This window comes from Halomonas sp. 3F2F (assembly GCF_014897805.1).
Classification (GTDB): Bacteria; Pseudomonadota; Gammaproteobacteria; order Pseudomonadales; family Halomonadaceae; genus Vreelandella.
Genome location: NZ_JABUZE010000149.1, coordinates 22,041 through 44,684, shown reverse-complemented (window position 1 = coordinate 44,684; position 22,644 = coordinate 22,041). Strand labels below are relative to the sequence as shown.

Genomic DNA, 22,644 nt, shown 5'->3' with positions numbered 1-22,644 from the left:
GCGTACTTTACGGATTCGCTGCCGTCTTGGCAAGTGGTTTTTTGGGAAAATGTGAATAAACTTTAGCTTTTAGGCTTGGCCTTGCGCATAACGGCCAATACCGGGCCTGAGCACACATAAGCACCAAAAAGCAGTAGCAGCATTACAGATGGTTCCACTGAGATCATTACGAACCCTAGCACTACCGCTAGAAGCACAACAAAAGGTACAGGCTTTTTGAAATCGAGGTCTTTAAAGCTGTAATAACGAATATTGCTAACCATGAGCACACCCGCTGCCCCTACAACAAACAGCATTAGCAGCTTAAAACCTACCGCATCCGCATCAAAACTATGGAAGGTCCACACACTTGCAGCCACTAAAGCGGCAGCGGATGGGCTTGGCAAGCCGATAAACCATTTCTTATCAACACTACCAATCTGCACGTTAAAGCGCGCCAGGCGCAGTGCAGCACAAGCCACATAAAGAAATGCCACCACCCAGCCAGTTTTACCGATATCTTGCAAAATCCAGGTAAAGGCCACCAATGCAGGCGCCATACCGAACGAGATCATGTCGGAAAGGCTATCGTACTCGGCGCCAAACTCGCTTTGGGTATTGGTCATACGGGCAACACGACCATCAAGCCCGTCAAGCACCATGGCGATAAAAATTGCCACTGCTGCCGAAGTGAATTCTCCGTTAATGCCAGCGACCACCGCGAAGAAGCCTGAAAACAGCGCAGACGTAGTAAACAAGTTAGGTAATAAGTAAATGCCTTTTCGGCGAATTTTCTTACCGTCTTCAACCGCTTCTTCAACCACTTCCGTTTCGCGCAAAAAAACGCTAGCAAGATCTTCATTACTTACGTTGTCATGACTTACGCTGCCATTGCTTACCTTTTCGTGACTAGCGTCTTCTTGCTCTCCAGCACCACTAGCTTCTGTTTTCTGGCCTTCTTGAGGCACTGACTGCGAGGCCTGTTTACGCTCTTGATCGCGAGCATCCTGGGTCATAAATATCATCCGTTTGAAGTGAAGTCACAAGCACAGTGATCCCTTTTCATTCTACACGGTGACGCTAACTCAGCCAGTCAATTGCAGCATGCGACGCCAAACGACTCGGGGCGCAACAATGTGCGCCCCGAGACTTTAACTAGCGTACTAACACGCTAACCGCTTAGTTTTTCGATTTATCAACCAACTGGTTGGCAGCGATCCACGGCATCATGCCACGTAGCTTAGCACCTACTTGCTCAATTTCGTGTTCAGCATTCAAGCGACGACGTGCCGTCATCGACGGGTAGTTGGTGTTACCTTCCTGGATGAACATTTTGGCATACTCACCCGTTTGGATACGCTTGAGTGCATTGCGCATTGCGGCACGAGACTCATCGTTAATCACTTCAGGGCCAGTCACATACTCACCGTACTCCGCATTGTTGGAGATGGAGTAGTTCATGTTGGCGATGCCGCCTTCGTACATCAGGTCAACAATCAGCTTAAGCTCATGCAGACACTCGAAGTAAGCCATTTCTGGCGCATAACCTGCTTCAGTCAGCGTTTCAAAGCCAGCTTTAACCAGCTCAACTGCGCCGCCACACAGAACTGCTTGCTCGCCAAACAGATCCGTTTCAGTCTCATCTTTGAAAGTAGTTTCGATGATACCGCTACGGCCACCACCAACGCCTGCCGCGTAAGAAAGCGCCAATTCTTTGGCATTACCAGACGCATCCTGGTGGATAGCGATCAAGTCAGGAATGCCGCCACCTTTAACAAACTCAGAACGAACCGTGTGACCTGGCGCTTTCGGCGCGATCATGATGACATCTAGATCTTTGCGCGGCTCAATTTGGTTGTAGTGGATGTTAAAGCCATGAGCGAAGGCCAAGGTCGCGCCTTCTTTCAAGTTCGGCTCTACTTCTTGCTCGTAGATCGCTTTTTGATTCTCATCCGGCGCCAGAATCATGACAACGTCTGCGGTTTTGCACGCTTCTGGAACGCTTGCCACTTTCAGACCTGCGGCTTCTGCTTTGGCGGCAGAGGAAGAACCTTTGCGCAGAGCAACCGTGACGTCGACGCCAGACTCTTTCAAGTTATTCGCATGGGCATGGCCTTGCGAACCATAACCAACAATAGTGACTTTCTTGGCTTGAATGAGGGACAGATCACAATCTTTATCGTAATAAACGTGCATAGCGAGACTCCAAAAATCGAATTTGATCAAAAAATGATCGTTATATAGGAATAATTTATATAGGTCGTATCAGCGTTGATGGCCACCCGTGCCGTCTTTTGCAGCACTGGGCTTTGGCGTTGAGATCACTCTACGCCACCGCCACCATTGCGTAAAACGCTATATTTGCAACATACTATTTCTAATTATGAAACGTCGATCTTAAAAGTGGGCTTCTATGGATTTTCGCTTATTAAAGCATGTGGTAACGCTGGCCGAGACGCTGCACTTTGGCCGCGCCAGCGAGCTTTGTCATATCAGCCCATCCACCTTAAGCCGCTCAATTCAGCAGGTTGAAGCCGAGCTAGGCACGCAACTATTTGAGCGCGACAATCGCCATGTCACGTTAACCCCTCAAGGCTTAGCGTTTCAGCGCTATGCAAAAGAGACCTTAGAGCAATGGGAAATGCAGAAGCGAACACTGGCCGCCACGGTGGCACAGCTGAGTGGCGAAATAAGCATTTACTGTTCGGTAACCGCGAGCTATAGCTTTCTCTACGAACTACTGAGTGATGTGCGTACTCGGCACCCTGGTATCGAGTTAAAGCTGCATACCGGCGACCCCGCTGATGCCATGTCACGGGTACTGGAAGGCGCAGACGATATGGCCATTACCCCCCGCCCGCGGATTCCACCCAGCGCTCTGGCCTTTAAATCGCTTACCCGCTCACCGCTGCTGTTTATTGCACCTACAGAAGCCCACAACTGGCTGCCCAGTCAGCCGGAAAGCTCAACAGCCGAGCAGTGGCGTGATGTCCCGATGATTCTTTCAGAGGCTGGGCTATCAAGGGAGTACGCCAACACGTGGTTTAAAGCGATGGGCATTACGCCGCGCATTTATGCTCAAGTAGCTGGGCACGAAGCAATTGTAAGTATGGTGGGGCTGGGATTTGGCGTGGGAGTGGTACCCAAAATCGTGCTAGATAACAGCCCGCTGTCCGAACGTGTGCAAGTACTCAACGTAAAACCCGAGCTACCCCACTACGATGTCGGAGTTTGCGTGCTTAACCGACGCCTCAAAAATCCGATGATTGACGCGTTTTGGGCGACTGTGACACCAGGTTAACGTGTGCTTAAAGGATACAAAAAAAGCCGCCCTGATAAGGACGGCTTTGCCAACGACAGATTCAGCTAGCATGTTGCGTTTACAACGATAGAACTTTATCGCCGCGAGCGATACCGGACACCCCGGTACGCGCCACTTCAAGAATGCCTACCGGCGCCATGGCCTGTAGAAAAGCATCCAACTTAGCGGCGTCACCGGTAATCTGAACGGTATAAAGGCTTGGCGTTACGTCGACGATCTGCGCCCGGAAAATATCCACCGTACGCTTCACTTCATCGCGGGCAGCGCCTAACGCTTTTACTTTCACCAACATCAGCTCACGCTCAATGTGGTTACCTTCCGTCAGGTCGACCAGCTTCACCACATCAATCAGCTTATTAAGATGCTTGGTGATTTGCTCAATCACTCGGTCATCACCCACGGTGGTCACCGTCAGGCGTGACAGCGACGGGTCTTCGGTCGGTGCAACGTTCAGCGTTTCAATGTTGAAGTTACGCTGGGAGAACAGCCCGACCACACGTGACAGCGCACCCGGTTCGTTTTCCATCAGAATCGAGATGATATGACGCATCAGGTACGCTCCGTTTTAGACAGCAGCATGTCACGCATGGCACCTAGCGGCACCTGCATCGGATAGACGTGCTCAAAGGGATCAACCTTCACATCCAGGAACACCAGCTCATGCTTGTCGGCAAAGGCGCGCTCTAGCGCCGGTTCCAACTCATCAAGGGTATTCACGGTGATTGCGGTAAATCCGTAAGCCTCAATGAGCATGTGGAAGTCTGGCAGCGACTCCATATAGGAGTGCGCATGACGGGACTTGTAGTTCAAATCCTGCCACTGCCGCACCATGCCAAGCGATGCATTGTTGAGGTTTACAATTTTGACGCCCACGCCGTACTGCTTACAGGTAGAGAGCTCCTGCATCATCATCTGGAAGCTGCCTTCCCCTGTTACACACACGACGTCGTCGTCAGGGAAGTTCTGCTTGATACCCATGGCAGCCGGGAAGCCAAAGCCCATGGTGCCCAAACCACCCGAGGTGATCAGACGGTTAGGCTTATCAAACTTGTAGTACTGAGCAGCAAACATCTGGTGCTGGCCAACATCCGTCGTCACGTAGGCTTCACCGCGAGTAACACGGCATAGCGCTTCGATAACTTCCTGTGGCTTCAACACTTCGCCTGGCTTAGAAGGCTCATATAGCTTGCCTTCACGCTCGGCGCGCCAGCCGTCAATTTTTTGCCACCACTCGGTCAGCGCTTCAGGCTGCGAAATTGACTGCCCCTGAACCAGGCTGATCATTTCATTAATGACGCTAGACGCTGGCCCAACGATAGGCACATCTGCGCGTACGGTTTTAGATACCGAACTTGGGTCCACATCCACGTGAATGATTTTTGCCGTGGGGCAGAACTTCGACGTGTTGTTGGTCACTCGGTCATCAAAACGCGCGCCAATAGCGATAATCAAATCCGCATGGTGCATGGCCATATTGGACTCATACGAGCCGTGCATCCCTAACCAGCCCAGGCACTGCCGATCACTTTGCGGATAGGCGCCAATGCCCATCAGCGTTGTGGTAATGGGGAAGCCGAGCTGTTTGACCAAATCGGTCAATCCTTCGCTTGCCTTGCCAGTTACCACGCCACCGCCGGTATAGAACACCGGACGTTTGGCTTTCAGCATCAACTCAACGGCTTTTTTAATTTGCCCCGTATGCCCCCGGGTAACCGGGTTATAGGAGCGCATCTTGACCTTTTTCGGGTAGACGTACTCATAGCGCTCGGTCGGTGCCGTCATATCTTTAGGAATATCGACCACGACCGGACCCGGGCGACCAGTCGCCGCGAGATAGAAGGCTTTTTTCAGCACTTCTGGAATCTCAGACGGATGCCGAATTGAGAAGCTGTGCTTCACGATGGGGCGAGTCACCCCCACAATATCGGTTTCCTGGAAGGCATCGTCACCAATCAGGTGGCTCATGACCTGACCGCACAACACGACCATTGGAATCGAATCCATATAGGCAGTCGCAATGCCGGTAACCGCATTGGTAGCACCAGGACCGGAGGTGACAAGCACCACGCCTGGCTTACCCGCCGCACGGGCATAGCCGTCTGCTGCGTGAGTTGCAGCCTGTTCGTGACGCACGAGAATGTGCTTCACCTTGTCCTGGCGGAACAGCGCATCGTAAATGTGCAGCGCCGCGCCGCCGGGATAACCATAAATGTACTCTACGCCCTCATCCTGCAAGAAGCGGGCGATCATATCTGCGCCGGAAAGCAGTTCCACTGTGTTTCTCCCCTGGAGGTCTCGAGTGCGATCCGCAGGACATCCTGCGGTGTCGAGTGCGGCGGTATGCCGCTGCCGGCCCATGCCGGCACCTGATGCCAAACCCTGGCATATGGCCCGGTTAGGGCCTGCACTCTCATCGGAAGCACCGGTATATCATCAAATACGCCAGTAGCTACCTTACACGACGGTTTGCCGTGTCGGGGCGTTGGCCAGGTCGGGCGGTTAGCCCAAGCCCGGAAGTCCTTCGGCGGGTAAAGGCTTTCGCCTACCCTTCGCGCGGGGATTAGGGGTTGCCCGTTGGTTCCGCGCCCGCAAATCAGGAACACACAAGATTCCATTAGCGCCCTCAGCCTGTCAACCTCCGATCAGGACAAACGCAACAAACGTCGCAGTTAGCCATTAAAAAAGCCCCGCTAGCAGAGCTAACGAGGCTTTTGCCCTATTTCATTGCGCAGGCTAGCTGGGGTTCATTGCGCAGGCTTGCTGAGGATCACTGCACAGACGCGTTGAAAACGTAGGCGTTTTAATTACCCACCTTACTCAAATACCAGCTTGCCTTCACTCGCACTGATATGAATAGTGTCGCCAGGGGCATATTTGCCCGCCAGCAGGTCTTGAGCCAATGGGTTCTCGATGCGGCTTTGGATCGCCCGCTTCAGCGGCCTTGCGCCATACACCGGGTCGAAACCGACCACCGCCAGCTGGGCCATAGCGTCATCGCTAATTTCCAGACTCAGGTCATGCTCAGCTAAGCGAACTTTCAAACGCTCTAACTGAATACCGGCAATCGCCTGAATTTGCTCTTGGCCAAGGGCGTGGAACACCACCACCTCATCAATGCGGTTAATCAACTCAGGGCGGAAATGGTTACCCACCACTTCCATCACTGCATTTTTCATGACTTCGTAGTCGTTATCATCTCCACCCATGCGCTGGATGATGTCCGAGCCCATGTTAGAGGTCATCACGATCACCGTATTACGGAAATCGACTGTGCGACCTTGCCCATCAGTTAAACGACCATCCTCCAGCACTTGCAGCAGGATATTGAACACATCCGGATGCGCTTTTTCCACTTCGTCCAGTAGCAGCACCGAGTAGGGCTTACGACGCACCGCCTCAGTTAAGTAGCCACCCTCTTCATAACCTACATAGCCTGGGGGCGCACCAATCAAGCGAGCCACGGAGTGCTTCTCCATAAACTCCGACATGTCGATACGCACCATTGCCTCTTCAGTATCGAACAAGAAGTTAGCCAGCGACTTACATAGCTCTGTTTTACCCACCCCGGTTGGGCCGAGGAACAGGAACGAGCCGTTGGGTCGATTGGGGTCAGACAACCCTGCCCGCGAGCGGCGCACGGCGTTAGCCACTGCCTCTACCGCTTCATGCTGGCCAATCACTCGCTCATGCAGCGCTTCTTCCATGCGCAGCAGCTTGTCTCGCTCGCCTTCCAACATTTTGGAGACAGGTATGCCTGTCCAGCGAGAAACCACCTCGGCAATCTCTTCTTCGGTAACGTTTGAGCGCAGCAACTGGTGGCTGGCAATATCAGCTTCGCCTTCGCCCGCTTCGCTGATTTTCTTCTCAAGCGCCGGAATTTTGCCGTACTGAATCTCTGACATACGACCTAGATCGCCCTGGCGACGCGCTTGTTCAAGGTCAATGCGCGCCTGCTCAAGCTCCGCCTTAAACTGCGCTGCGCCCTGAATGCTGGCTTTTTCAGCTTTCCAGATTTCATCCAAGTCAGCGTATTCGCGCTCTAATTCGTGGATCTGGTTGTTCAGCGCCTCAAGGCGTTTCTTAGTGGCTTCGTCGGTCTCTTTCTTAAGCGCTTCGCGCTCCATTTTCAGCTGAATTAGCCGACGATCCAGCCTATCCATCTCTTCAGGCTTAGAGTCCAGCTCCATGCGGATACGTGACGCTGCCTCGTCGATCAGGTCAATGGCTTTATCGGGCAACTGCCGATCAGTGATATAGCGGGTAGAGAGCTTAGCCGCGGCGATAATCGCCGAGTCGGTAATATCCACGCCGTGGTGGACTTCGTAACGCTCTTTTAAGCCGCGCAGAATAGCTACCGTGTCCTCTTCAGAGGGCTCATCGACCAACACCTTCTGGAAGCGACGTTCCAGCGCGGCGTCTTTTTCAATGTATTTGCGGTACTCATCCAGGGTGGTCGCGCCTACGCAGTGCAGTTCACCACGCGCCAGCGCAGGCTTAAGCATGTTGCCTGCATCCATCGCACCTTCAGCCTTACCCGCACCCACCATGGTGTGCAGCTCATCAATAAACAGGATGACCCGGCCTTCTTCCTGGGAAAGCTCTTTAAGCACCGCTTTCAGACGCTCTTCAAACTCGCCACGGAATTTGGCGCCCGCCAGCAGCGAGCCCATATCCAAGGAAAGGACGCGCTTCTCTTTCAAGCCTTCAGGCACTTCACCGTTCACAATACGCTGGGCCAGCCCTTCCACAATGGCGGTTTTACCCACCCCTGGCTCACCGATCAGTACCGGGTTATTTTTGGTACGACGCTGCAGCACCTGAATCGTGCGGCGAATTTCATCATCACGACCAATCACCGGATCCAGCTTGCCATCTAACGCACGCTGGGTTAGATCCATGGTGTATTTATTAAGCGCTTCGCGCTGGTCTTCGGCATTCGGGTCGTCGACCTTAGCACCACCGCGCAAGCTATTGATTGCGGCTTCCAGGGCTTTCCGGTTGAGCCCTGCCTCTTTCATCAGCTTGGTAATCGCACTGTTCATTTCCAGTGCAGCCAGAAGTACCAATTCACTGGCAATAAACTGGTCGCCGCGTTTCTGCGCTTCCCGGTCAGTTAAATTGAATAGTTTAATGAAGTCGCGAGATGGCTGAACGTCACCGTCGAACTGGCTCACTTTAGGTAAGTCATCTAGCTGCTTCTGCAAACCGTCGCGCAGGCGCGAGCTACTGCCCCCAGCTTTTTCAACCAAGGCTTTAATGCCAGTGTCTTTGGTATCGAGTAACGCAAGCAATAAGTGCGCGGGATCAAGCTGGTTATGGCCGTGCCCAACCGCAAGGGATTGTGCCTCAGAAATAGCGGCCTGTAATTTGGCAGTAAATTTATCGAATCGCATGGAGTTCCTCCTGGGGGAGCCGTGCGTTTGGACCCACGGTGTTTCCCAACAACTTGTCTTTAATGTGCTAAAAACGTTTAGCTTGACAAGTTTAATGGAGTCAGTTCCACGCATTTCAAGAGCTGTGCATAACAAGCTCGAAGGAATAACACTACTTAATTGATCCAGATCACACTTGCCATGCGTCCAGTGTTGCCATTGTCTCGGCGGTAGGAGTAAAAACGCGACTCGCAGGCCGTGCAGAAGTGGCCTCCGCTGATGTGATGAATCCCCAGCGCTTCTAAACGAAAGCGCGCCAAGCGATAAAGATCCGCCATATAGTGACCAAGACGATAGGGGCTGTGGTCAAACGCTTCAGCGGTCTCAGGGTGTACCGCGACAAAGGCACCATACACTTCGGGTCCGACCTCAAACTGAGCATTTGAAATAGCCGGCCCGAGCCATACCAAAATGTCGTCAGGATCGCAGTTCATCGCGGCGACGGTCGCTTCCAATACGCCACCCGCCAGCCCGCGCCAGCCAGCATGGGCAACGGCTACCTGAGTCCCTTGGCGATTGCAGAACATCACCGGCAAGCAGTCTGCGGTTAACACCACACAGGCATAGTCGTTGCTGCTGGCAACCGAGGCGTCTGCTTCCGGTGTATCGTCTTGATACGCCTGCTGAACGCGTGCGCCATGGGTTTGGTTAAGCCACAGCAGCGGTCGATCATCGCCGATTTCTTTGTGCAACAAACGCCGACATAGCGCGACATGATCAGCATTATCGCCTACGTGGCTCGCTGGATTGAAAGCGGCAAAATCATCCTGGCTCGGCCCTGTTTCCCGAGTGGTCACAAACGCCCGCACATTCGCGGGGGCTGGCCAATCAGGCAACAGTAGCGTGGGCTTCAGATCAATCGCGTCGCTCATCTCATGGTCTCACTATCTTCGCGCAGGTAATCCAACAACATCAGTAGATCATCGGGCAAGTCAGCATGAAAAGTAAGCGTTTCACCACTTACCGGATGCACAAAGCTGAGCTTCCGAGCATGCAGCGCCTGACGCGGAAATTCACGCAAAATCTCTTTTAACGGCGCAGCAGCACCCGGCGGCAGCTTAGCACGGCCACTATAGAGCGGATCGCCAATCAATGGGTAGCGGGCATGAGCCATATGAACGCGAATTTGGTGGGTACGCCCGGTTTCCAGCTGGCAACGCACATGGGTATGCGCGCGAAAGCGCTCAACTACCCGAAAGTGAGTCACTGCCGGTTTTCCGGAAGCCGTGACCGCTTGGCGCTTGCGGTCTTTTGGGTGCCGACCAATGGGCGCGTCGATGGTGCTGCCCGACACGGGCTTGCCAATCACCACTGCATCATATTGACGAGAAACGCTGCGCGCCTGCAACTGCTCAACCAGCGTCGTTTGTGCGGGCAACGTTTTTGCCACCATCATTAGACCAGTGGTGTCTTTATCCAGGCGATGGACTATGCCCGCCCGAGGCACTTCTGCCAGTGCAGGATGATGATGGAGCAACGCATTCAACAACGTGCCATCAGGATTGCCCGCGGCGGGATGAACCACCATGCCCGCGGCCTTATTGATGACCATCACCGCATCGTCTTCATAAACGATATCAAGCGGAATATCTTGGGGCTCAAAACGAGTATCGTCTTCAATAGTCGCTTTTAGCGCTAATATTTCGTGGCCGTGCAGCTTGGCCTTCGGTTTTACTTTAGCGCCGTCGACGGTGAGCTCACCGGCGTTGATCCACGCTTTCAAACGCTCGCGGGAATAATCGCTGAACAACTCAGCGGCGGCTTGGTCTAAACGCGCGCCAGCTAATGTCGCGGGTACTCGCTGCGTGGCTTCAACAATACGAGACATGAACAACCTCTTTAAGACGCAAACACCGCGGCTACCCTATAATGCTTTTAACTCTTCAAACGGCATTAGAGTGTCGCTAAGCCTGCGTTTTGCGTCTAGGTGATTTATAGTGGGCGAACTGCGACCTATTCTACCATTTCTACTTATGGCCATCGTCGCTTTTCGGTGATTGAGGCTTGTTTGCAACGAGGATGATGATGCGCGCTTTTTCCGCTGCCAACCGCTTTGGCGTTCTAGCCTTAAGCCTTGCCCTTTTGGCAGGCTGTGCCAGTAACGACACCACACCTGAAGAAGAGGATGAATTCTCAGGTGTGCAAGAACGTGAACTCTATGAACTTGCCCGCACAGCGCTGGATAGCAACCGTTTCCCAATTGCCATTGAGCGACTGGAAGCGCTTGATACCCGCTACCCATTTGGCCCCCATGCCGAACAAGCTCAGCTTGAGCTAATTTACGCTTACTACGAAAACAGCAATTGGGAAGAGGCACGCGCCGCTGCCAGCCGCTTTATTCGCTTGCACCCTGATCACCCTCAAGTGGATTACGCCTACTACCTGCGCGGCCTTTCCGCTTGGCAGGCAGGGCGATTTAGCCTTGAACGCTTGCGCCTGATTGATATTTCTAAGCGTGACTTGGGTGCTTCACGGGATGCTTACAATGACTTCCGCGAATTAATTCAGCGTTTCCCCCAAAGCGAATATGCAGCGGATGCCCAGCAACGCATTGTGTATCTACGTGAGTTGCTGGCACGCCATGAACTGCACGTGGCCGATTACTACTTGCGCCGCGGTGCCTTCCTGGCCGCCGTTGAACGAGGTCGCTGGGTGATTGAAAACTATCCGGAGTCCGACGCAACGCGTGACGCGCTGGCAACCATGGTAGAAGGCTATCAAGGACTTGGCATGGACGATCGCGCCAACGAAGTGCTTACCGTGCTGCGCGAAAATGCGCCAAACCATGAGCAGCTTAGCAATGGCCGTTTCAAGCCTAAGCACCTGTAAATAAGCACTTATGAATAAGCGCCTGTAAAATAACGTCTGGTCCAATGGCCGAATAGGATGGATTAGCCAGGTGTACACCGCCCTAAATCATGCAGAAGCACGATTTAGGGCGTTTTTGATGCTTAATCGCCAGGCTGCCAGCCATTAACAATCGGGTAGCGCCGGTCGCGCCCAAACCCTCTGGGCGTCACCCGCACTCCGACCGGGGCTTGGCGGCGTTTATATTCACAGCGATCAACAAGCTTCACTACTTTATAAACATCCTCTTCATCAAACCCAGCGGCGATAATTGCCTCAGCACTCATATCGCCTTCAATGTAGCTCACCAAAATGGCGTCTAGGACGTCGTAATCAGGCAACGAGTCACTGTCCTGCTGGTCGGGAGCTAGCTCCGCACTGGGCGGGCGCTCAATCACTCGCTCTGGAATAGCGGGCGACTGGGTATTGCGCCAGCGGGCCAAACGATACACCCAGGTTTTGTAGACGTCTTTGATGGCGTTATAGCCACCCACCATGTCGCCATAAAGCGTGGCGTAACCCACGGCCATTTCGCTTTTATTGCCGGTCGTAAGCACCATCAGGCCTTTCTTATTGGAGATCGCCATCAGCAGAACGCCGCGACAGCGCGACTGCAGGTTCTCTTCAGTGGTATCCCGCTCGGTGCCCGCGAAACTTTCTGCTAGCGTGCCCATAAACGCTTCGACCATCGGCTCGATAGGCATTACGTCATAATGAACGCCCAGCATGTCCGCCTGTTCGGCAGCGTCCTGCTTCGAGATATCCGCCGTATAGTGATAAGGCATCATCACTGCTTGTACACGCTGAGGACCCAACGCATCGACGGCGATCGCTAAGGAAAGTGCGGAATCGATACCACCGGAAAGCCCCAGAACAACGCCTTTAAAACCACTTTTGTTGACGTAGTCGCGCAGCCCTGTCACCAGCGCACAGTAAAGGCTCTCTTCAGGCTCAACTTCTGGCTCAATTTCACCCACTTGGGGTTCCCACGTATCAGCGCTCGTTTGCAGCAGTTGAACGGGCATTAAGCCTGCTTGCCAAGAAGGCGCCAGCACTTTAAGTTCGCCTTGGGCGTCTACACAGCTAGAACCACCGTCAAAAACCAGCTCATCCTGCCCGCCGATCGTGTTCACATACACAATCGGGCGGTTTACATCCTGGGCACGCTGCTCTAACAGGCGCAAGCGCTCGCTGGGCTTATCCTGATGATAGGGCGAGGCGTTTAAGCTGATCAGTACTTCTGCGCCGGCTTCGCGGGCAGCATTAACAGGCGTACCTTCCCAAAGGTCTTCACAAATCAGCAGCCCTAGCTTGGCGCCTTTGTGCTCGTAAACCAGCGGTTTGGTGCCCGGCGTAAAGTAGCGCTGCTCATCAAACACCTGATAGTTCGGCAGTGCCTGCTTGGCATACTCCGCTTCCCATTGGCCGTTATACAGCACACCCGCCAGGTTATACCGCTTCCCTTCACGAACGCCCGGATAGCCAATAATCACCAGCACATCGCGGGCGATTTTTTCTGCCATCTTCGCCCGCGCTTCACGCAAGCGAGCTTCCATCGAGGGGCGAAGTAGCAGATCTTCCGGTGGATAACCGGACAAGAAAAGCTCTGGGAAGACAACAATATCCGCCCCATGCTCGATCCTCGCTTCGCGCACCGCTTCAATGGCGCGTGCAGCATTGCCGGGAATATCTCCCACTAAAGGGTCGAGTTGGGCCATTACCAGCGTTAAGTCTTGCATGGGCGTTAAAATCTCTTGAGAATCTTTAGAACACGTTGCCGCTCACCTACGTACATTGTCCCGCAAGGGCTGCCAACTGGCAAAGGTTAGCCGGCGCTCATGTTACTCTAGCTATTATTACATCCCACCATGGGAGTCATAGAGGATGAACCTTTTGATCATTCGGCTGATTATTTTTGCCGTGCTGTTCTATGTGGGCCTGAAACTTTATGGTCTCTACCGAGAGCGCAAACTTTCCCACCAACAGAGTGAACCCGAACGCCATGAAGGCGGACAAATGGTGCGCTGCCGCTGGTGCGATGTCCATGTTCCGGAAGAAGAAGCCCTACGCGATAGCGAACAGTGGTTTTGCTCAAGCGCTCATCGGGATCGTTTTTTGCAAGAGCAACAAGATAAGCAGAACCGCGATTAAAACCGCTACCGATAGACAACGTCAGCCATCAGCTATGCCAAATCCGTGATTAATCGATCTACCGTCGGCTGAAAGGGTGCTGGGTCGATAAGTGGCTCACGCCCTAATAGCTGATCAACCAATACGTGGGTAGACGCAGGTGCAAGCACTAACCCATTGCGGTAGTGGCCCGCATTGACATAAACACCGGACCATCCTGGCAGCGCCCCAATAAATGGAATGCCGTCCGGGGAGCCAGGGCGCAACCCTGCCCAATGATAAGCAACCGGGTGATCTGACAACCCAGGCACAATACTTTCAGCGGTCTGTTTGAGTGACGCCAGTGCTTCACTATCGGTCGTTTTATCAAAACCCGCTTCTTCTAAGGTTGAGCCTACCAACAGCAACCCATCACTACGCGGGATAATATAGCGACCATCTTTCAATACCACGCGCTGCACCAATCCTGGCGGCGCTTGATAAGCAATCATTTGGCCTTTTACGGGGCGTACCGGCAGGCGAATCGTTAAGCTTTCTAACAGCTTGGCTGTCCAGGCGCCACCACATACCACCACCTTTTCAGCGCGCAGCTCCCCTTGCGCGGTCGCAACGCCCAACACCTGTTGGTCATGCGTTATAAAACTATTTACCTCACAGCCTTCATTCAGCACAACGTTCGGCATTGCCAGCAGCCGAGCGCGCAGCGCCTGCCCAAGGCGTGGGTTGCGTACACTGCCAAGTGTCGGCATCCACAACGCACTCTCCTGCGCTGCTGCCACCATGGGCTCCTTCTGACGCACAAACTCAGCGCTAACACGCTCCAGCGGCTTGGCTAAGCCTCTCGCCCAGCCAAGCGCAGTGTCCGCATCATCAACGTTGAGATAGAGCAGCCCTTTTTGGCGATATTCAGGATCAATGCCGGTTTCTTCCAACAAGCGTAGCGACAACGTGGGATACACGCCCTCTGACCAGCGCGAAAGTTGCGAGATGGGCGGCGCATACCGCCATGGGTAAAGCGGCGAGACAATGCCGCCACCTGCCCAAGAAGACTCCTGCCCGCAAATGCCGCGCTCCACTAAAGTAACTTGCTGGCCAGCATCTGCTAGCTGCAGTGCCGTCATCATACCGATCACGCCACCGCCAATAATTAAGAAATTGCTCACAACGTTTGTCCGCTTTGGCTTACATAAAAAACGATCACCGCGAGGTAGGCTGTAGAAAAAACACACGCCTGGAGCCATCATGCCAGCTAACAATAACGGCGTTCCACACACGCGTATCCAAGGCTTTACCCTGATCGAACTTATTATTGCTCTTCTGCTTATTTCAGCCTTAGCCACCTGGGGAGTGCCAAATTTTCAAGCACTTGGCCGAAGCACAGCCGTTACCGCCGATATTAACAGATTGCAGTCTGCCTTTTCGCTGGCTCGCAACACAGCCATCACGCAGCGTAAAACGACCACGGTTTGCCCAACCAATCAGCAAAGAAACAGCTGCACCAGCGACTGGAGTAATGCGCTACTGGTCATCAAGGGGGACGCGATAAATCAAATAACCAGCAGCGATGTCGTTCGTGTCTTTCCTAAGGAGCAGGCAACTACCGTCACTTATAATCGTAACAGGCGGCGTGTGAGCTATAGCACGCTTGGCCACGCAAACGGCTTCAATGGCCGTTTTTATATATGTGCGGCAAGCGCTCCAGGAAAAGTGCTCGTGCTCAGCCGACTGGGGCGCCTGCGCATCGATGAAACGCCCGCCGATTGTTGATCGCGACAGGCGTTTAACCACGGCTAACTCAGGCGATGCCATCCAGATAGCGCTCAGCATCTAGCGCTGCCATGCAACCACTGCCTGCAGAGGTAATCGCCTGACGATAAATATGATCCATCACATCACCACAGGCAAAGACGCCTGGCACGCTGGTAGCGGTAGCATTGCCTTCAAGGCCTGATGTCACCTTGATATAGCCGCCATTCATGTCCAGCTGGCCCTCAAAAATCCCCGTATTAGGGCTATGACCGATAGCGATGAACAAGCCGGGCGCGTGAATCTCTTTGGTAGAACCATCTTTAGTCGACTTAACGCGCACGCCCGTCACACCGCTGTTATCGCCCAACACCTCGTCCACTTCGTAGAACCACTCAAGGGCAATTTTTCCTGCTTCAACTTTCTCAAATAGCTTGTCCTGGAGGATTTTCTCGGCGCGCAGCGTGTCGCGACGGTGCACCAAAGTAACCTTAGAGGCGATATTTGAAAGGTACAGCGCTTCCTCAACAGCGGTGTTGCCGCCCCCCACCACAATCACTTCTTGATTGCGATAAAAGAAGCCATCGCAGGTAGCGCAAGCAGACACCCCTTGCCCCATAAATTGCTGCTCGGTTGGCAAGCCCAGATAGCGTGCGCTGGCACCGGTGGCAATAATCAGCGCATCACAGGTGTAAATGCCGCTGTCCCCTTTTAAGGTATACGGCTTCTCACCTAAGCTGACCTCATTGATATGGTCGAACAACACTTCCGTATTAAAACGCTCAGCGTGCTGCTTCATGCGCTCCATCAACTCTGGCCCCTGAACACCTTGTGCGTCGCCGGGCCAGTTATCGACATCGGTTGTGGTGGTCAATTGGCCACCTGCCTGCAGGCCGGTAATCAGCAGCGGTTTTAAGTTAGCACGGGCTGCGTAAACCGCTGCCGTATACCCGGCAGGGCCGGAACCAAGAATAATTAAACGTTCATGACGCGTTTCCATGACACCACCTTTGTCACAATTGAGCAGATATCGTTTGCAAGAGAGTCTGCCTGAAATGGCGTCAAGTACAAGCAATTACAAGGGTTAGCCTTCGCGATTAGGCGAAGACGCCTTGAAAGCCGGGGGTGAAACACCCATGTGCTATTAATAAGATAAGCCATACTGGGGATAAGCCACATTAAAGCAAAGCAGTGACCGTCGCGCCTAAGCATTGCGATCAGCAAATTGTGATCAGCAATTCGCTTAAGGCCAAGCAATCATAGGAGAGACCAATGGGCAAGATACCCGATACGCTCACCACGCTAGAAGTAGGCAACCAGCAGTATCATTACTATAGCCTGCCAAAAGCCGCCGACGCGCTCGGCAACATTGACCGGCTACCCAAAACGCTCAAAATTCTGCTCGAAAACCAGCTGCGCTTTGGCGATGACGAAAGTGTTGATCAAGAGGACATTCAGGCGCTAGTGGACTGGCAAAAAGAGGGCAAATCAAGCCGTGAAATAGGCTACCGCCCTGCCCGCGTCCTCATGCAAGATTTCACCGGCGTGCCAGGGGTTGTAGACCTTGCCTCTATGCGCGCTGCCGTTGAGAAGCTCGGCGAAGATCCCGCCCGCATTAACCCGCTTTCCCCTGTTGATCTGGTTATTGACCACTCGGTGATGGTCGACAAGTTCGGCAATGCTGCCGCGTTTCAAGAAAACGTCGATATCGAAATGCAGCGCAACCGTGAGCGCTACGAGTTTCTGCGCTGGGGCCAGCAAGCGTTCGACAACTTTAGCGTTGTCCCCCCCGGCACCGGCATTTGCCACCAGGTTAACCTCGAGTACCTGGGTCGCGCAGTGTGGACAAAAGAGCAGGATGGCCAGACGTTTGCCTACCCGGACACCTTAGTCGGCACCGACTCCCATACCACTATGATCAACGGCCTGGGCGTACTTGGCTGGGGCGTCGGCGGTATCGAAGCGGAAGCCGCCATGCTTGGCCAGCCGGTCTCGATGCTGATTCCAGAAGTCGTTGGCTTCAAGCTGAACGGCAAACTGCGCGAAGGCATTACCGCCACCGATCTGGTGCTTACCGTGACTGAAATGCTGCGCAAAAAAGGCGTGGTAGGTAAGTTTGTTGAATTCTACGGTGATGGCCTTAAAGATTTGCCGTTGGCCGACCGTGCCACTATTGCCAATATGGCACCAGAGTATGGCGCGACCTGTGGCTTTTTCCCTGTAGACGACGAAACGCTTAACTACATGCGCCTTACCGGCCGTGAAGATGACCAAATTGCGTTGGTAGAGGCCTATAGCAAGGCGCAGGGCTTATGGCGCGAACCTGGCGATGAGCCGATCTTTACCGACTCCCTCAGCCTCAACATGGACGAGGTAGAAGCGAGTCTTGCTGGCCCGAAACGCCCCCAAGACCGTGTGGCACTGAAAGACATGGCCGCCGCCTTTGACAAGTTCATGCAAGAGGACGCCAGCGCGGACACAACCGCAAACGGGGAATTCTCCTCGGAAGGCGGTCAAACTGCGGTAGGGGTTGAACGCAGCTTTAAACATGACACCAGCCAAACCGTTAAACTTAACGATAAGGATTTCAGCCTCGATCCAGGTGCCGTGGTAATTGCCGCTATCACCTCATGTACCAATACCTCCAACCCCAGCGTCATGATGGCAGCCGGGCTGCTGGCACGTAATGCACTCCAAAAGGGGCTTACCACGAAACCTTGGGTTAAGACCTCGCTTGCCCCCGGCTCCAAAGTGGTGACCGATTACTTAGCAGCCGCGAACTTAAGCGATGACCTGAATGCACTGGGCTTTAACTTAGTGGGTTATGGCTGTACGACGTGTATCGGCAACTCCGGCCCGCTGCCCGATGAGATCGAAAAAGCGATCAACAGCGGCGACCTTGCCGTGGCATCGGTGCTTTCAGGCAACCGTAACTTTGAAGGCCGTGTGCACCCGCTAGTCAAAACAAACTGGCTCGCCTCACCGCCCTTGGTGGTCGCCTATGCGTTAGCCGGTAACGTACAGTGCAACTTAACGACCGACCCGCTTGGCCAGGACAATGACGGCAACCCGGTTTATCTCAAAGACATCTGGCCTTCTCAAGCAGATATCGCCACTGCCGTTGAACAGGTCAACACCGAGATGTTCCGCAAAGAGTATGGTGCGGTATTTGAAGGCGACGATACCTGGAAAGCGATCAACGTTCCTGAAAGCAAAGTTTACCAGTGGCCTGAATCGACCTACATTCAGCACCCGCCGTTTTTCGAAGGCATGGAGCGTGAGCCGGACGCCATTGAAGATGTTGAAAACGCCCGAGTGTTAGCCCTGCTAGGCGACTCGGTGACCACCGACCATATCTCCCCGGCCGGCTCTATCAAACCCGATAGCCCTGCGGGTCGTTATCTGCAAGAGCATAGCGTTAAGCCCGTCGACTTCAACTCCTACGGCTCACGTCGAGGTAACCATCAAGTAATGATGCGTGGCACCTTTGCCAACGTGCGCATTAAAAATGAAATTCTGGACGGGGTTGTTGGTGGTGAAACCCGCCACGTTCCCAGCGGCGAGCAAATGGCGATTTACGATGCTGCCATGAAATATAAGGAGGAAGGCACTCCCCTAGTGGTGATTGCTGGTAAAGAGTATGGCACCGGCTCTTCACGGGACTGGGCAGCAAAAGGCACCCGCTTATTAGGTGTGCGCGCGGTTATCGCCGAGTCCTATGAACGTATTCACCGCTCAAACCTAATTGGAATGGGCGTGGTACCGCTGCAGTTCCCTGAAGGTGAAAGCCGTGCAACGCTTGGTTTGACCGGTGATGAAGAAATATCAATTGCTGGCTTAAGCGATTTAAGCCCAGGGGGCAGCGTAAAAATTGTCATCAAAAATGACGATGGGGAACGCACCGTTGATGCCAAGTGCCGAATTGATACCGTCAATGAGCTGGCTTACTACCGCCACGGTGGTATCCTTCACTACGTGTTGCGCAAAATGATCGGCGCAGCTTAAAGGCAAAACCTACCAATGCTTGCATAGCCCCCACCATGGTGGGGGCTTTTTTTTGCGCCCTGGTTTTGCTGTTTGGCTTCTCGCTATTAAGCTTAGAAGGCCCTGCGGCGATAAGCACGATACTCGGGCGACCAGCACGCTCTCTCGATACGCTCACGTAATTCGGTGCCGCTTGTTTTAAGCGCCACGCCGTTTTGCTGGGCCTGGGCTGCGACTTCAAAGGCAATCGATTTACTAATATCACGAATCCGCGACAACGGCGGTAGCAGTGCGCCCTTGCCCTCCTTAACCAGCGGCGCTTCGCGCGCCAGCGCCCGAGAGGCGCTCATCAACATTTCATCAGTCACGCGATTAGCATTCGCGGCAATCACACCTAAGCCAATACCGGGGAAGATATAGGCATTGTTACATTGGGCAATTGGATAGGTGCGGCCGTTATACACCACCGGTGCAAAAGGGCTGCCAGTCGCGACTAGCGCTTGGCCGTCGGTCCAGCGAATCACATCTTCGGGTACCGCTTCTGCCTGAGAAGTAGGGTTCGACAGCGGCATAATCACCGGATGTTCGCAGCCCGCGTGCATGGTACGCACCACTTGTTCGGTGAAAATACCGCGCTTGCCGCACACACCAATCAATATCGTTGGTTTCATTTGGGCAATGGTTTCTTCAAGCCCCTGACCATTCCAGTTAGCCACCAGCTCCGAATCGTGGGCCAAACGGCGCTGGAAATCCCGCTGCCAAGGCTGATCAGTGGTCATCAATCCATCTCGATCAACAATAAATATTCGCGCCCGTGCTTCGCTTTCAGTCAGCCCCTCTGCCTGCATGGCCACGACCACCTGCTCAGCAATACCACAGCCTGCCGAACCGCCACCAACAAACACTACGCGCTGCTGGGCAATCGTTTCATCGCGGGCCTGGCACGCCGCCATTAAGGTGCCCACTACCACTGATGCGGTACCTTGCACATCGTCATTAAAGCAGCATAAATCGTCACGGTAGCGCTCTAAAAGCGGTACCGCATTGGCCTGGGCAAAGTCTTCGAACTGCAGCAGAACGTTCGGCCAGCGACGTTTTACAGCGGCAATAAATTCCCCCATAAACGCATCGTACTCTTCCTGGCTAACCCGCTCATGACGCCAGCCCATATACATAGGGTCGTCCAGCAATGCCTGATTGTTAGTGCCCACATCAATCATAATCGGCAACGTATAGGCGGGGCTAATACCACCACAAGCGGTATAAAGTGCCAGCTTACCAATGGGAATGCCCATCCCACCAATCCCCTGATCACCCAGCCCTAGAATCCGCTCACCATCGGTGACAACAATCACCTTAACGTTATCCTTGGTGGCACTGCGCAGGATATCGTCCATATGCTCGCGATCCGGATAGCTGATGAACAGCCCCCGGTGATTGCGATAAATATTAGAGAACTCCTGACATGCCTGCCCAACCGTAGGGGTATAAATAATCGGTAGCATCTCTTCTAGATGCTGAGAGACCAAGCGAAAGTACAGCGTTTCATTGTCGTCTTGGATGGCACGCAGATGAATATGCTTCTCTAAATCACTATGACACTGTTGATACTGGCGATATGCTCTCGACAACTGCTCGTCAATGGTCTCCACTTTTTGCGGCAATAAACCAATCAAGTTAAACGCTAGCCGCTCCTCTTGAGTAAACGCGCTGCCTTTGTTCAATAGCGGCATTTCAAGCAAAGAAGGACCGGCGTAAGGAATGTACAGGGGGCGTTTACTCTTCGTAGACATAGGCACTCTCTTTTTATGTCGATTGCTATTGCAATGCAGCAACGCTGGGCGTTGGCGGCGTTTCGCATAATGTAACATGCTAGTACGACAAAGGTGGGAGGGACATAAATAATGGCAATAAAAAAACGCCTTGGTAGCTACCAAGGCGTTCATAAAAAGCATTAAAACTGATCAACCACTAGCAGCTTTTAGCAGCAGGTTGGCGGCCTTCAACACCGTTAAAAAAGAACGGCCGCAGCTTAACGCCCACCATGTTGCCGGCGAACGCCGCAACCATCCATAGCCAGCCATGCAAGCTGCCAGAGGCAATACCGCTGAAGTAAGCGCCAATATTGCAACCAAATGCCAGCCGTGCGCCATACCCCAGCATGACGCCACCAATAACAGCTGCTAATAGGGATTTAAACGGGATGCGGAAGTTGGGAGCAAAGCGCCCAGCTAGGCTCGCGGCGGCAAGCGCCCCCAGCATGATGCCAACATTCATCACCGTCGTGATATCACTCCATACACTCGCCTCTAATGCCGCAGCATTACCCGGCGCTTGCCAATAACCCCACTGACTGACATCGCCACCAACGAGTTCAAACCCTTTCGCACCCCACAGCGCGAACGCAGAGGTAATGCCCCAAGGGCGACCAGCAAGGGCTAACGTTGCGAAATTGAGTAGCGCTAGCGCCACTGCGCCAGTAATCAACGGCCACGGACCCGTTAACCAGCGCTGACTGCCAGGCTTATCGACCAGCGGTGCCTGCTCCAAGTGACCATGACGACGCTTTTCCATAATCACAGTAAACGCAGCAATCGTCGCAAACAGCACCAAGCTAATCGCAATACCACCGCCAGCACCTGCTACATTCACCAGCGACACAGGCTGAAACGCTGGCAAGCTCTGCCACCACGCAAAATGCGCTGAACCAATCACCGACCCAACAATGAAGAACAGCAGCGTAATTAACATTCGTGCATTACCACCACCTGCAGTAAACAGCGTGCCCGACGCACATCCGCCACCTAACTGCATGCCCACACCAAAGATAAACGCCCCCACCACGACCGAAATACCAATCGGCGCAACAAAACCACTCACGCTGGTGCCAAACAGTGAACCGGCGCTTAACGCCGGAAAAAACAGCACCACTGCAATCGCCAGCATCACCATTTGGGCACGCAAACCACGGCCCCGCCGCTCGGTGATAAATACCCGCCAAGCAGCAGTAAAGCCAAATGCCGCGTGATACAGCACCAGCCCAAGCAAGCCGCCAACAATCATTAAGAGACCAATATTGGCGCCAAACACCACACCGATAATCACCGCGCCCAGCACGATGGCTGCCGTTGAGAGTAATGGCACCCGGTTCTGACTAGGTGCCACTGCAGAAATCGTCGACATAGCTCACCTTCTAACAACGCC

At 53.6% G+C, this 22,644-nt stretch carries 17 protein-coding genes; 5 read left to right on the top strand and 12 right to left on the bottom strand.

Translation table 11 applies throughout. The annotated features are described in order from the left end of the window. Positions 1–62: 62 nt before the first annotated feature. Positions 63–995 (bottom strand): CDP-diacylglycerol--serine O-phosphatidyltransferase, encoded by a 933-nt coding sequence (gene pssA, locus INT21_RS16155; protein WP_193060823.1) that lies wholly within the window; start codon positions 993–995, stop codon positions 63–65. A gap of 163 nt (positions 996–1,158) precedes the next feature. After that, positions 1,159–2,175, bottom strand: a complete 1,017-nt coding sequence (ilvC, locus tag INT21_RS16150; RefSeq protein WP_016916053.1) for a ketol-acid reductoisomerase — start codon at positions 2,173–2,175, stop codon at positions 1,159–1,161. A gap of 217 nt (positions 2,176–2,392) precedes the next feature. On the opposite strand from ilvC, the gene ilvY reads away from it, so the two are divergent. Further along, on the top strand, positions 2,393–3,280 hold the full coding sequence (gene ilvY, locus INT21_RS16145) for an HTH-type transcriptional activator IlvY (RefSeq protein ID WP_193060822.1): 888 nt from the start codon (positions 2,393–2,395) through the stop codon (positions 3,278–3,280). Between the two features lie 79 nt (positions 3,281–3,359). Here the strand turns inward: ilvY and ilvN are convergent, their stop codons facing one another. The 5 genes from ilvN to rluD all read right to left on the bottom strand — a co-directional run bounded on the left by ilvN (position 3,360) and on the right by rluD (position 10,561). After that, the gene (gene ilvN / locus INT21_RS16140) at positions 3,360–3,851 is read right to left on the bottom strand and encodes an acetolactate synthase small subunit (protein ID WP_027336791.1); all 492 of its coding nucleotides are present in this window, start codon (positions 3,849–3,851) and stop codon (positions 3,360–3,362) included. After that, complete coding sequence (locus INT21_RS16135) at positions 3,851–5,575, bottom strand: acetolactate synthase 3 large subunit (protein ID WP_089040765.1); 1,725 nt, start codon at positions 5,573–5,575, stop codon at positions 3,851–3,853. Before INT21_RS16135 ends, ilvN begins: the two co-directional genes overlap by 1 nt. Positions 5,576–6,114: 539 nt before the next feature. Beyond that, a complete protein-coding gene (clpB, locus tag INT21_RS16130; RefSeq protein ID WP_089040764.1) occupies positions 6,115–8,694 on the bottom strand; it encodes an ATP-dependent chaperone ClpB in 2,580 nt (859 codons plus the stop codon). Positions 8,695–8,849: 155 nt separating this feature from the next. Continuing rightward, the gene (gene pgeF / locus INT21_RS16125) at positions 8,850–9,605 is read right to left on the bottom strand and encodes a peptidoglycan editing factor PgeF (protein WP_193060820.1); all 756 of its coding nucleotides are present in this window, start codon (positions 9,603–9,605) and stop codon (positions 8,850–8,852) included. After that, positions 9,602–10,561 carry a 23S rRNA pseudouridine(1911/1915/1917) synthase RluD gene (gene rluD, locus INT21_RS16120; RefSeq protein WP_193060819.1) on the bottom strand — a complete coding sequence of 320 codons (960 nt, stop codon included), beginning with the start codon at positions 10,559–10,561 and terminating at the stop codon, positions 9,602–9,604. Before rluD ends, pgeF begins: the two co-directional genes overlap by 4 nt. Positions 10,562–10,758: 197 nt before the next feature. On the opposite strand from rluD, the gene INT21_RS16115 reads away from it, so the two are divergent. Then, entirely contained in the window at positions 10,759–11,562 is an 804-nt protein-coding gene (locus tag INT21_RS16115) for an outer membrane protein assembly factor BamD (RefSeq protein WP_193060818.1), read from the top strand. 122 nt (positions 11,563–11,684) lie between these two features. On the opposite strand, the gene INT21_RS16110 is transcribed toward INT21_RS16115, so the two are convergent. After that, entirely contained in the window at positions 11,685–13,319 is a 1,635-nt protein-coding gene (locus INT21_RS16110; RefSeq protein ID WP_095603762.1) for an NAD+ synthase, read from the bottom strand. Positions 13,320–13,464: 145 nt separating this feature from the next. Here INT21_RS16110 and INT21_RS16105 point away from each other — a divergent pair, with 145 nt between their 5' ends. After that, positions 13,465–13,731, top strand: coding sequence for a PP0621 family protein (locus tag INT21_RS16105; RefSeq protein WP_038478351.1), 267 nt, complete (start codon positions 13,465–13,467; stop codon positions 13,729–13,731). 32 nt (positions 13,732–13,763) lie between these two features. Here INT21_RS16105 and thiO read toward each other — a convergent pair whose 3' ends face one another. Next, positions 13,764–14,873 (bottom strand): glycine oxidase ThiO, encoded by a 1,110-nt coding sequence (gene thiO / locus INT21_RS16100; RefSeq protein WP_193060817.1) that lies wholly within the window; start codon positions 14,871–14,873, stop codon positions 13,764–13,766. A gap of 79 nt (positions 14,874–14,952) precedes the next feature. Here thiO and INT21_RS16095 point away from each other — a divergent pair, with 79 nt between their 5' ends. Continuing rightward, positions 14,953–15,477 (top strand): GspH/FimT family pseudopilin, encoded by a 525-nt coding sequence (locus tag INT21_RS16095; protein WP_193085466.1) that lies wholly within the window; start codon positions 14,953–14,955, stop codon positions 15,475–15,477. A gap of 28 nt (positions 15,478–15,505) precedes the next feature. Here the strand turns inward: INT21_RS16095 and trxB are convergent, their stop codons facing one another. Beyond that, positions 15,506–16,456, bottom strand: coding sequence for a thioredoxin-disulfide reductase (gene trxB / locus INT21_RS16090; RefSeq protein ID WP_193060815.1), 951 nt, complete (start codon positions 16,454–16,456; stop codon positions 15,506–15,508). A 272-nt stretch (positions 16,457–16,728) separates the two neighbouring features. Between trxB and acnA the strand changes: the two genes are divergently transcribed. Continuing rightward, positions 16,729–19,461 carry an aconitate hydratase AcnA gene (acnA, locus tag INT21_RS16085; RefSeq protein WP_193060814.1) on the top strand — a complete coding sequence of 911 codons (2,733 nt, stop codon included), beginning with the start codon at positions 16,729–16,731 and terminating at the stop codon, positions 19,459–19,461. A gap of 92 nt (positions 19,462–19,553) precedes the next feature. On the opposite strand, the gene INT21_RS16080 is transcribed toward acnA, so the two are convergent. Together INT21_RS16080 and INT21_RS16075 are read right to left on the bottom strand one after the other, a co-directional pair. Next, on the bottom strand, positions 19,554–21,233 hold the full coding sequence (locus tag INT21_RS16080; RefSeq protein WP_226912669.1) for an NAD-dependent malic enzyme: 1,680 nt from the start codon (positions 21,231–21,233) through the stop codon (positions 19,554–19,556). A 178-nt stretch (positions 21,234–21,411) separates the two neighbouring features. After that, entirely contained in the window at positions 21,412–22,623 is a 1,212-nt protein-coding gene (locus tag INT21_RS16075) for a YeeE/YedE family protein (RefSeq protein ID WP_193085465.1), read from the bottom strand. Positions 22,624–22,644: the final 21 nt, after the last annotated feature.